Source organism: Methanoregula sp. (assembly GCF_041645475.1).
In the GTDB taxonomy this organism is placed as follows: Archaea; Halobacteriota; Methanomicrobia; order Methanomicrobiales; family Methanospirillaceae; genus Methanoregula.
On sequence record NZ_JBAZQA010000021.1, the window covers coordinates 42,951 to 54,316 of the forward strand.

At 52.9% G+C, this 11,366-nt stretch carries 14 protein-coding genes and 1 tRNA gene; 2 read left to right on the forward strand and 13 right to left on the reverse strand.

What is annotated here, in order from left to right; all coding sequences use genetic code 11:
- Positions 1-23: 23 nt before the first annotated feature.
- The 4 genes from WC598_RS13975 to WC598_RS13990 all read right to left on the reverse strand — a co-directional run bounded on the left by WC598_RS13975 (position 24) and on the right by WC598_RS13990 (position 3,790).
- Complete coding sequence (locus WC598_RS13975; RefSeq protein WP_372962135.1) at positions 24-506, reverse strand: chemotaxis protein CheW; 483 nt, start codon at positions 504-506, stop codon at positions 24-26.
- A 61-nt stretch (positions 507-567) separates the two neighbouring features.
- Positions 568-2,415, reverse strand: a complete 1,848-nt coding sequence (locus WC598_RS13980) for a methyl-accepting chemotaxis protein (RefSeq protein ID WP_372962119.1) — start codon at positions 2,413-2,415, stop codon at positions 568-570.
- Positions 2,416-2,674: 259 nt separating this feature from the next.
- Positions 2,675-2,845 (reverse strand): hypothetical protein, encoded by a 171-nt coding sequence (locus WC598_RS13985; RefSeq protein WP_372962120.1) that lies wholly within the window; start codon positions 2,843-2,845, stop codon positions 2,675-2,677.
- Positions 2,846-2,884: 39 nt separating this feature from the next.
- On the reverse strand, positions 2,885-3,790 hold the full coding sequence (locus WC598_RS13990) for a sensor histidine kinase (RefSeq protein WP_372962121.1): 906 nt from the start codon (positions 3,788-3,790) through the stop codon (positions 2,885-2,887).
- 210 nt (positions 3,791-4,000) lie between these two features.
- Between WC598_RS13990 and WC598_RS13995 the strand changes: the two genes are divergently transcribed.
- Positions 4,001-4,363 carry a hypothetical protein gene (locus WC598_RS13995; protein WP_372962122.1) on the forward strand — a complete coding sequence of 121 codons (363 nt, stop codon included), beginning with the start codon at positions 4,001-4,003 and terminating at the stop codon, positions 4,361-4,363.
- A gap of 41 nt (positions 4,364-4,404) precedes the next feature.
- Here the strand turns inward: WC598_RS13995 and WC598_RS14000 are convergent, their stop codons facing one another.
- The 4 genes from WC598_RS14000 to WC598_RS14015 form a co-directional block, all read right to left on the reverse strand.
- On the reverse strand, positions 4,405-5,328 hold the full coding sequence (locus tag WC598_RS14000) for a DNA polymerase subunit beta (protein ID WP_372962123.1): 924 nt from the start codon (positions 5,326-5,328) through the stop codon (positions 4,405-4,407).
- 9 nt (positions 5,329-5,337) lie between these two features.
- Entirely contained in the window at positions 5,338-5,910 is a 573-nt protein-coding gene (locus WC598_RS14005; RefSeq protein ID WP_372962124.1) for an L-threonylcarbamoyladenylate synthase, read from the reverse strand.
- Complete coding sequence (locus WC598_RS14010; RefSeq protein WP_372962125.1) at positions 5,910-6,593, reverse strand: DUF5612 domain-containing protein; 684 nt, start codon at positions 6,591-6,593, stop codon at positions 5,910-5,912. Before WC598_RS14010 ends, WC598_RS14005 begins: the two co-directional genes overlap by 1 nt.
- 8 nt (positions 6,594-6,601) lie before the next feature.
- A tRNA-Gly gene (locus WC598_RS14015) sits at positions 6,602-6,672 on the reverse strand.
- 291 nt (positions 6,673-6,963) lie between these two features.
- Between WC598_RS14015 and WC598_RS14020 the strand changes: the two genes are divergently transcribed.
- Complete coding sequence (locus tag WC598_RS14020; RefSeq protein WP_372962126.1) at positions 6,964-7,893, forward strand: hypothetical protein; 930 nt, start codon at positions 6,964-6,966, stop codon at positions 7,891-7,893.
- A 189-nt stretch (positions 7,894-8,082) separates the two neighbouring features.
- On the opposite strand, the gene WC598_RS14025 is transcribed toward WC598_RS14020, so the two are convergent.
- The 5 genes from WC598_RS14025 to WC598_RS14045 form a co-directional block, all read right to left on the reverse strand.
- Positions 8,083-8,793, reverse strand: a complete 711-nt coding sequence (locus WC598_RS14025; protein ID WP_372962127.1) for a flavodoxin family protein — start codon at positions 8,791-8,793, stop codon at positions 8,083-8,085.
- Between the two features lie 79 nt (positions 8,794-8,872).
- Positions 8,873-9,985, reverse strand: a complete 1,113-nt coding sequence (gene thiI, locus WC598_RS14030) for a tRNA uracil 4-sulfurtransferase ThiI (protein WP_372962128.1) — start codon at positions 9,983-9,985, stop codon at positions 8,873-8,875.
- A 19-nt stretch (positions 9,986-10,004) separates the two neighbouring features.
- Positions 10,005-10,292 carry a DUF1894 domain-containing protein gene (locus tag WC598_RS14035; protein ID WP_372962129.1) on the reverse strand — a complete coding sequence of 96 codons (288 nt, stop codon included), beginning with the start codon at positions 10,290-10,292 and terminating at the stop codon, positions 10,005-10,007.
- A complete protein-coding gene (locus tag WC598_RS14040) occupies positions 10,280-10,750 on the reverse strand; it encodes a DUF1890 domain-containing protein (RefSeq protein WP_372962130.1) in 471 nt (156 codons plus the stop codon). Before WC598_RS14040 ends, WC598_RS14035 begins: the two co-directional genes overlap by 13 nt.
- Positions 10,747-11,366: CBS domain-containing protein (locus WC598_RS14045; RefSeq protein ID WP_372962131.1), on the reverse strand; the 620-nt coding region annotated here is incomplete at its 5' end. The genes WC598_RS14040 and WC598_RS14045, both read right to left, overlap by 4 nt.

Below are 11,366 nucleotides of genomic sequence, written 5' to 3' on the forward strand. Positions count from 1 at the left end.
GCCACCCGGGGTTTGGTGCCAGGCTATTTCCCGGCAATGTCCGCCAGAATTGCCTTGATATCAATCCAGATGATCAGTTCGTTCTTCTCCTTTTCCTGGACCTTCACTTTCCGCTTTATGATCCCGATAATGGCCGTATCTTCCTGGCTGATCGAGGCAGAAGTATAGTCCACCTGGTTTGCCTCAAACGTGGATACTGAAGTAACGTCATCAACCAGGATACCGCTCTTGGACCGGGTGGTTTTGTCGTCCAGAACAATGATCCTGTCAGACTCTTCGGAGTGCTGGTTATTTCCGGGAATGTTCAGCCGGTTCTTGAGATCAACGATTGTCGTGATCTCTCCCCTGAGATCGATTATCCCCCGGACATATGAGGGAACATTGGGGATCTTGGTGATGGTGGTATATTCCACAACCTCCCGGACATCGAACAGGTCGATAGCGAACTGTTCATCTCCCAGAACAAATTCAACCACCTGTATACTCCCCTGCCGGTCCTGGATCATCCCGTCTGGTGGGGAGGAGGGTGTCTGCGGTATACCTGCCTGTGCCCCCATAACCCCTCCCCTACTCCACCCTGAATTTCTTGTTGGCTTCCATGGCTTCAATTGCCACTTTGTTGACGTTGGATACCATACGTGAGATCTCGTCGAGGGCCGCTGAGGATTGCTCCGTTGCAGCTGCGGCATCACCAGCTTCCCGGGCAGTTTGTACCATGATCGAGGACACTTCGTGCACGCTTGCAGTTACTTCCTCCGTTGTTGCTGCCTGTTCCTCAGTTGCAGCAGCTACTTCCGAGGCACTTTTTGCAACACGATCAACGGATTCATTGATCTTCAGGAACACTGCCAGAGCTTCAGACGACATCTTTGTCCCGGTCCCGACAATGGCCCTCGCATCTTCCATAGCAATCGTTGCATTTTTTGTAACGGCATTGAGGGTTGCTATCATATCCTCAATCTTCTCTGCACTGCTTCGTGAATCCTGGGCAAGGGATTTGACTTCAGATGCGACAACGGCAAACCCTCTCCCGTGCTCCCCGGCCCGCGCAGCTTCTATTGCGGCATTGAGTGCCAGCAGGTTCGTCTGGTTGGCAAGATCCCGGATAAGTACGACAATCTTGCTGATCTCTGCCATCTGTTTTTCGATTGCCATGACAATATCATACACTTTACCGGCAGACTGCGCAATATCGCCCATGCCTTTCTCCACGTTCTTTGCCAGGTCTGCCCCTTTTGTCGCCAGGTCACCGGACTCTTTTGCCTGATGGGAGACACTCTCCATACTGGATGTGATCTCCTCCACAGCGGCACTCATATCCTGCATCGCTTTCGTAATCTGTTCAACACTTTCTGAGGCTTTCTCTGCATTTTCAGAGACCTTGCTCGTGTTCTTTGCGATCTGGGCAACACCTTTTGCCCCGTCTTCGACACTCCGTGTGGCGTTCTCTGCAGTTGAGGTCAGGTTGAGCATCCGCTCGTTGACATCTGCAATATTCTTTTCAAGATTCACGACGATACCACGAACCGAGTTCCGGAGCTTGATGAGCTGATCGTAGACCTCCCGGGTATCGTCATCAGGCGGGCTGAGTTCATACCGTACCGTAAGGTCTCCCTCGGCCATCTGGGCATAGACTTTGTTCAGGGCCTCAACTTCACGGGCCATGAATTCCTGGGTTTTTACAATCTTGGTGATCTCAGTGTACGAGACATAGACCCCGCTCACGTCACCTTTCTCATCATATATCGGGATATTTGTTCTTAGTACTACATGCATACCGGACGGGCTCTGCCAGGTGGATTCCCCCCGGGTAATTTTCTTATCGCGGATTGCATCGGTAAAGGACTGGCCCGAGTCTTTCAGGTACTTGATTAAGCCCTGTGTCCGGAACTCTGTAATTTTGAGGGCACGGACACGGTCCATCGGGTATCCGATGATCCGACAGAACGCCTCATTAACCTCGAGGAAATTATACTGCGTATCGATAATGACCTGGGCTATGGGACTTTCCCGGAAGATCAGCTGGAAATTTTCCATCTTCTTCTGGAGCGTTGTGTCACGGAAATTGACCTGAAGGTATATCTTGCCCTCGTACTCAACTTTTTCAAGGGCAACTTCCACATAGAACAATTTTCCGTCTAGGGTTTTATGCTGCCACTCGAAAACCTGGGGCTTGCCCTGCAGGGCGAGAGCAATATTTGCACCTGCAACATCGTCCGACAGTTTACCGTTCGGTTGCCGCTCAGGCGAAATTATCGAGGGGGCTTTACCGATAAGATCGTTTGCATCCCGTGCATGGAACGCCTTGATGGCGGCACGGTTACAATCAACAAAAACACCATCCCGGATCAACAGTACGGCAACTGGTACTGCATCCAGGACGCTCCTGCATAATGCACCAATATTTTCTGCCATTTACACCACCCGGGTTAACGAACGTCCGTGCATATCCGGGGGATATTCAGGACCGTTCTTTCTCGCATTACTGCTGGGAGTCAATGCAAGGTGATTAGCGGTACGGCTCCTAGGATAAAAAGATTCCCCTGACGGAGGGGTTCGGCAGTTCACAATAAAAAAAAACTATAAAAATGAGGTCCGAACATTTTCCGGAATTCCTGATAAAAGAAACTATTATCATTCAGATGGATGCATTATTCTATTTTAGTTTAATGATTCATTCCATATTATTTTCGCAGGAGGATTTGTCTTCGACAATAGGGAGCGGGCGTCTGCCACGTGCCATGCGATTAAAAGGTGGAATCTCGCAGATGACTGGCTGATAGAAATGATTGATAACACCATTCAGCGGCGTTGGAATCGCGTTTTTAATCCGGATTTCTGACATTTCCCCGGAAAAACCAAGGGGCTAAAAAAAAGGTGGACGTCAGAGTTTCCGGTATTCCCCGGAAGGAACATGGATCTCAAACCGGGCTCCCTTTCCGGGGAGACCGGCCTCCCGGACCATCAGGCCGGTCTCAGCCAGGATCTGTTTTACAAAGAATAGACCGTATCCCGCGTGCCGCCCGTATTCCTCAGGAAACAGCGATCCTTTTTTTGTCGGGGATACCCCGACACCATCATCCTCGCAGACGATAACAAGCGAGCTTTCCGTCATATGGCTCGTGAACCGGATCCGGGTGAGCGGTTCTCCGCCATGTTTTAGGGCATTGTCGATCATATAGAAAAACGCCTTTTCAAGAAGCCTGTCGGCGTAGATCTCGAGATTCTGGATCTCAACATCAATGGTGACCTTGCCAAGATTTGCCCCTACCCTTGCCCGCATGATGGTGTCTGCAACATTCTGCCATTCAGGGGCGCTGACACCGATATCCTGGTATTCCTTGATGAATTTCACCTGCCGGTGGATCCTCGCGATTGCCGCCTTAACCTTCTCGATATCGGCACTCCTTAAGGGATGTTCCATATCAAGCGAGAGTTCAGTAAGCTCATTGAGGATATCCTGCCGTGTAATGGTATTGAGAAACGTGAGGCGTGCCTGGGTCTGAACCAGGCGGTTTTCAAGAACGTCGCTCTCATGGCGTTCCTGCTTGAGCATATGATAGAACTTCACAATGAACAGGATCAGCCCAACAACGAGAAAAATGCTGACTACCAGGAGTTCATCCACCTGGTAGGATTCATTGGCTGACAGTGCGGTTACAAGAGATTCTGCAAGGTTGAGACGACCGGATATAAAAAACAAAAGACCAGCAAGAACAACAATTACTGCGAGATACGCAATGATAGTTATCGATTCAGATTTGCGTTTTTTTGCCAAAACGTCGCTCATATCCTTTTCCCTATATCTTCCTTTATCTATAGACTCTTGAATATTGTGATACTTTTCCGACAGAAATACCACCCGTATCCGGCAGTCTGAGGGTTGCCAGTCCAGACGGACTCCTGGTGGATTTCTGCATCACTTTCACCCTGTGCATCCTTTTTCCTTTTATTCCGGGTCTCCGAACTGTCAGGAACACAAAGGTGAAAGGAGACACTCATGAAAGCAAAACGGGTAGAGACAGGAACCCCGGAAGGGGATGCGCTGGGTTTTTTTGAAGACCTCTTCTCCGGGTGGCTGGAGATACAGGATAATCACTGCCTGTATCTTCATTATATTATCTCACGGAACAAGAACGAGGGAAACACCCAGGCGCTGATCCGCAGGTGGTTATCGGAGGGATATGATGTACGGGTGGTTATGCCCCGGCCCGTGATGCAGCATATCCTTGGGAAATTCCAGTTCATCCCCTCGAAAGAATATTTTCCGGACCAGTACGAGGATGTGGTTGAGGTCTGGTGCCGTCCCGCATGGAGGGGTATGGAGGGAGCATCCTCACGGGCACATGCGGGTATGCTCTGATACACCAGCGTTTTAAAAGGGAACGTTCACGTTTCTTCGGGTTATTGACCGAGCAGGGTCCGGGACAGGATATATTCACCCCGGGCTTCCCGGGTTGTCCCGACGATCAGCCACTGCTCATTGCCATGCTGCTCGCAGACACCGCAGGCTTCGATCGTTTCACCAGCGAGCGCCTGGCCGCTGTACGTGTGCGTGAACGAGAGAACGCGGCTCACCGATTCGTGTTCGATCTCGTACACGGCAGGATTATCGAATGACAGTGATGCATCCGTAACTTTTGCCTCAATGGTCTTCCTGCCAATCACGGTTCCCTTGCCGGACGGAGCGGCCCGGATATCCTCGTAGGACCGCGTGTAGAGGATATCGAAATACGTGCCCTCGATCTGGCCCCGGTTCCATTTCCTCTGTTCGTGGAGAACGAACGTATCGTACGGGATCTCGGGTTTGCGCTTCTCGTAGACCTTGCGCCACATATCCTCGGAAAGACCCTCGATCTTGCCGTCACGGATTCCCTGCCGTACGAGCGCCTGGGCAGAAAACCAGTGCCGGCCATAGACCACCATATCGATATCCGACAACCCGTTCTCCAGCTCACAGAGAAGCGAGCCGGTACATCCAACGGTTCCTTCCGGCAACCCGATGAGAGCTACAAGCTTTTTTACCCGGGGATGGGCTGATACGATACGGCCAAGCTCCAGATCAGGCTTGAGCACGGTTTTCACATCCTGGTACGGCACACGGTGAAGCAGGCCGGCGTACCGGGGTTTATGCTGTCTGACCATTTCGTACGCCTCTTCGAAATCGTACTTCCGGTAGCGGCGTCCGGAGGGGTGGACCCGTTCGCCATCCTCACAGGGAACATACCTGAGCACACAGCCAACCGATTCCCTGTTATCATACGTTGATACGGCATAGAGCCATCCGTCAGGATCTGAAATAAAATCGCGCAACCGGACCGGGATCATAAAAAAACCTCACAGGGATGACAGGTACTGCTCGACTTTCCCCGCCTCTGCCCCTTTGCGGATAATCCGGCGTTCTGCCAGATCAACAACCGTACTGGGTATGCCAGGAAGACGGCCGCCGTCAATCAGCAGTTCGCGGGGGACCGTACATTCGTCGGGAGTCTGTGGCTCCTTTGAGCCGTGGAGGTTCGCGCTGGTAGCCGTGATGGGTGCATCGAACCGCTCGATTAACTCGAGAGCACGTTCATGGGACGGGATCCGGATCCCGATAAGACCGGTACCCCCGGTCAGGATTGCCGGGACACTGTTGCGTGCGGGAAGAATAACGGTGACCGGGCCGGGAAGAAACGCCTGGATGAAGTCCTGCATCCCGGGCCGGACATGGGCTACTGCACAGAGCATCTCAAAATCCGAGACTGCGATGGAGACAGGCATCGAGATCGGCCGCTGCTTGGCTTCGTAGACATGCAGAATCGCTTCGTCAGAGAATGCATCCGCGCCCAGACCGTAGACCGTCTCGGTGGGATAGACTACCAGCCCGTCGTGCATCAGGATGGAGACGGCTTTGTCGATGAGATCCATTAAAATTCCCGCCCGCGGACCCGGTTGATATCAAAAACCGCCTTGCTGCTGACATGCATCACAGCAAAGACGCCGGCCTGGATGGGATCGGTGACCACAAGATCCGCGTGTTCGGGAACGGTTCCCGCCATCTTTAAGGCAATGACCGGTATCCCCGCTTCGCGGACGCGGTCAACTGCCTTCGATATCTCCCCACCCATGATGGACCCTGCAAGCACCAGGATCGAGGCCCGGGGCAGACGCGAGACCGCGTCCACCGCAAGCGCAAGGGTCCGCTCACCAACAAGAGGTATGGTATCCACGGAGATCCTCTCACCCCGGATGTTGTGGCGATCGGCCTCGTTCACTGCGCCAAGCGCTACCTGTGCAACCTGCGCTCCCCCGCCCATAATGATGACGCGCGTGCCGAAGATATGCCCAAACGGCTGGTAGGTCTTGACATCCTTAACGGACGGGATGTTGTTGAGGTCAGAAATAAGGCTGTCCTCGGTATCAAGATCCCCGCAGTCATATTCAAAATAGAGTTCCGCAAGACCGGTGTACGGTCCGGAATCAAAGACTTCCTGGCTGACCATCACGATGTTGGCATCATGGTTGGCCACTACCGTGGTGATATCGCGCAGAACCCCACGGCGGTTCTCCGCAATGATCCGTATAGCCGAGCGCTGTGGTTCCGATTCCATAATCCTGATGCGATAACCGGGGATCGAACCCGGGTTAGAAGCTTGGGAAGCTCCTGTCCTACCGCTAGACTATTATCGCATGTTCTCTTTGTTGCTCTCTAATATTGGGCGATTTTAACATAAATATAGTGCCTGTGAAAAGGCTGGAGAGAAGGACCGGGTCTCCGGATTAATGCTTGTCAGCAGTTTACAATGAGGGGCGCCAGACCACCCATGAACAGGTCGATATTTTTATGAGTGACGGACAGCAGTACATAGTAGATAGTACATATTCCCATATCACTCCTACATAAGAACACAAATTTCCAGCCCTTGCACAGCATCAATACCATGCCGGTGATGGCAAGGAACATATGAGCAGAGTATTCCCATGACAATAAAACGCCATACACTCTTGATCTTAATAGCAGTATGCCTGCTTGTCCTTGTGATGCCCATTCAGGCAGCAGCGGACACTGGTGACGACCAGAATGTGAATGTGATTTACCAGACTTCATTTGCAAGTGATCCCCGCTGGACCACCAACGTTCCTTCAACCAACTACTGGGAGCCCGGAGCAGGGAGGTATCACTTCACCATTGATCCCAGTACCGGGGGATATGCCTGGGTACCGGTCAGTTTCAAGGATACTTCATTTAAGCTGGATTACGACGTCATGCTCACGAAAATGCAGGATGGCTCAACCTTCCGCCTGGTGTTTTCCAGCAACGAGATGAACCCGGAGAAAGGGCCCGCCATAGTTACGAAATTCACCAATGGAAAGTATGGCCAGATCATGTGGCTCCAGGTAGTCACCCCGAGCAACAAGATGGTGGAAGTGAACAGCCAGTCCGACGTTACTGCGTACAAGGGATCAACCGTCAAGTATGAGATCAACAAGACCTATCATGTTGCAGTGGTTTATGACAAGGAGCAGAACACCATTACCATGAAAGTGAGGGAGAAAGAATCCGGGCAGGAAATCTGGGGGTATTTCATAAAACTCACCGATGAACTGAACGGCATGAGTCGCCTCTGGATTGGATCTCTCGGGGATTACGGCGGAGCGTACGTTTCACAGGGTGTAATCGACAATATACAGATTACAACACCGGGGGAGGTCGTCACCGCGGTTCCGACAACCGCTGCTACCATCAGCAGTGTTACTGCACCGGTCACTCCAACGAAAAAAGTGACTGCCAAGACTACAGTCCCAACACCGTATCCGACAGCAACACAATCCCCTTCCTCGCTGCTTTTGCCCCTTGCAGCACTGGGAATTATTGGCGGGTGCATGTTCCTCTTCCAGAGGAAAGAATAATCTTTTTTGTTGCTCGTTCCCGCACCATTTCTTAGTTTTTTCAACAAAGCCCTCGTGAGATCTGCGGCTGTTATAGATTTCAATTATCAATAAAGGGAGCGGGACGTAAACGGGCAGGGAGAAAACTACCTGGCCGTAGATCCCATCTGACAGGGAAAAACAGGTGCGGGAAATAATTCTTCGGCCGGTTCAGATCCCCTTTTTCAGGTTGCAGGAGAGGCACAGCGAGCTGTGCACCATGTCCACGAGATCTTCCTGCGTGTACGGATTCTTCTGGATAAGATCCCAGTCCCTTGTCGTATCTTCGTCATTCTCCCCCACCCAGGACGCTATGGAGACTTCGGGGCTGTGGAACCCGAGCCAGGCAAAGAAGTTCAGGAGGTTGCCGGCAACGTGCTGCATGCCGTCAACGTGCCCGATGATGATGAGGCCCACAACTTTCTTTGAGATCATCCGTTTTCCAAACCACGAGGACTGGTTCTCGATGCAGTTCATCCGCTCAACAAATTTCTGGACAAGGGCCGAATGGTTGTTCCAGCGAATCGGGGTTGCAAGGAAGAGGACATCGCAGTCGAGTACGGCATTGTAGACTACCTCCATCTGGTCGTCCTCGTATTTCATGGTGGACTGGCAGGGGTAGGTACAGTAATCCGGGTTTTCCGAATAGTTGCCTTCGCACTCGTAGATCTTCAGGTCCTTGAGCCGGATAAACGTTGTCTCGCAGCCAAGCGCCTTGCACCGGTCAAGGGCAGAGATTAAGAGCCGCTCCGATTTGGACATCCCCGGCTCCTGCCGGCTCGAACCGGATATCCCGACCACCCGCGTTCCCTTAACCTGCGCCGGGTCCGGTGCCGGGATGGCATCGACCCCGAGCTTGTGACCAACCATGGGAGATGGCATAGGATACAATATTGCTGTCAGGTATATGGATTTGTTCCTTTTCTTACCAGGACATGGATTATGAAAAAAGGTTCCGGAATTATCCGGGAAGTGGTATTTTTGTAGATTCCATTTCCGCTTCGATCGTTCGGATCGTTTCGAGTCTGGCTTTGGTAGAGGGCCCTGCAGGCACTGCCTTACAGCCGGATGCTTTCGATACGGATTCCGGAAACGTGCCTATCTCGCGTGCAATTTTCATTATCTCATCCTTGTCGAATCCTATCAGCGGACGATGAACCGGAACATCTGTTGCGGCATCCGTAAGGACAACCAGGTTGTCAAGGGTCTGGCTTGCCACCTGCCCGAGAGACTCCCCGGTTACAATACCTTTTGCCCCGTGCTGCCCGGCAAACGCTGTAGCCACGCGGTACATCCGGCGCTTGCAGAAGATGCAGGTGTATTTCTCCAAGTGCTTCTGCGTCAGTTCCCGCTTTGCCTCAGCAAGATAGGAGTCGTGGATCACGGTCAGTTCAATACCGGGCTGATACCGGGCGAGAATTTCCACTACCCGTTCTGCCCGGGCAATGGTTGTTGCGTCAAGGAACGTATCGAGCGCAACAAAGAGCGGAAGGATCCGGCAGCCCCGCTTCATCATCATCCACGCTGCAACCGGGGAGTCGATTCCTCCCGAGACAAGAGCAACGAGCGTCCCCTCGACCCCGAGCGGGAGCCCGCCAACCGCCCGGGTAATATTGTCGTAGAGGTACGCTTCGCCGGCCCGGATCTCAATGTGGATCTCCTTGTCGGGCATTGCAAGGTTCACTTTGAGGTGCGGGAATTCCCGCCGCAGGAGATTGCCGTATTCATTTGCCTTGTCATTCGAAGAGAACTCATGCGTTCCCACCCGTTTTATCCGGAGGGCAAAGGTTTTGGCCGTCCCGATATCATGCCTCCGACAGTAGTCCGGAAGAGAGGATTCGATCTCATCGAGCCGTATGTGTTCCACAAGGGAGAACGAGACAATGCCGAAAATGTTTTTCAGCAGTTCGGGTTTCACATCCCCATCCAGCCAGATCCGTCCCCGCTCATTCCGCACATGGATGCCGGGCATCACCTCACGGATGTTGGCGATCAGGGTATTCTCCCACTGGCGCCGCACCGGGTCCGATTTGAGGAATATCTCCGAATACCGTACAAGCCATTGTTGTTTCATTTCATGTACCGCCGCGTGTTCACTTCTTCTTCCGGGCGGTTTTCCGGACGCGTTCAGCTTCCACCGCATCGTCCACTGCGAGCAGGTACGTCCCATGACAGGGTTTGGTGTACGGGAAGATTACCCGTCCGCCATCGATACCAAGAGCAATCGGGGGCAGCCCGATGATATACTCGTCAAAGAGCTTGTAACCGGGATCAACATACCAGAACTCCTGAAAGTTCTTCTCCACGTATTCCCGACACTCCTTAAACGAGGCGCCGAGCGGCAGGATCTTCTCGTACTCCAGGTTCTCTATGCAGCCCATCCGAACACCTCGTTGATCTTACGCCTGATCTGCATGGGGTTATGCACCGCTTTTTCCACAATCTTCTCACAGGGGAAATCAGCCAGCGCAGCCAGTGCTTCAGGGTCTTTGCCGAAGATGATGACCACAAGACGCGATGACGGCAGGAGATGGCGCAGGGTTGCCGCATACGAGATACCGGCATCGCTGTGGGCAAAGACTATGCAGAGATCACATGTCCGCTTCTTCTCAACAATTTCCTCAATGCAGTTCTCAAGAACCTGCATCGCCGGAAGGTACCGTTTCTCCGGGTCAGACACTTTCAGCAGGTTCAAAACCGCGGGGTTACCGGCAGCATGAACGCGGGTTCCCTGCTTCTGCAGGCTCCACGCAATATGGAGCGCGAGCGCCTGCTGGACCGGGACTTCCGGGCACCCTAGGATGAGGAGGGCATTACCGGGGGGTTGGGCAATTGTCATGGGTTTCCTCTCCCGACAAGGACACTGATGGCATCCACGGTAATGAGCCCTATCACATGCTGGTCTTCGTCAATAACCGGAAGCGCGGAGATCTGGTGTTCTTCCATTTTTCTTGCTGCACTCTCGATCGGCTCACCGGGGGTTGTCGTGACAACGTTTCGGGACATTATCTCATCCAACCAGAGGAAGTTGGACGCAACTGCCTTGGCAATATCCCACGAAGTGACGATGCCCACGAGCTGCCCCCCGGTGGAAAGGACCGGCAGGTGGTTGACCCCGGCCTTGATCATCCGCCGGGCGGTCACGGAAATAGTTGTCCCCTCCTCTATCGTCTCGATATCCCGTACCATAACATCGCCGACAACGGTGTGGGACAGGAACTTCCCCACAATGTAATTCAGCTGGCCGGATTCGAGCAGGAAGGCGTCATGACCATAATTGGAGCGGATCTCGCAATAGTGGATCTCTGCTTCGTTCGCGGTCAGGGCCGAGACAATCTCCTGCGACTGGTAGGGCGGGTAGAGCCAGTCGGACGATACCGAGATGACAAGGAAGGCCGCTTTCACACCGGCAAGACCGGTGGTAAGAGAGCCATCCTTTGTCAGATCGAAGTAAT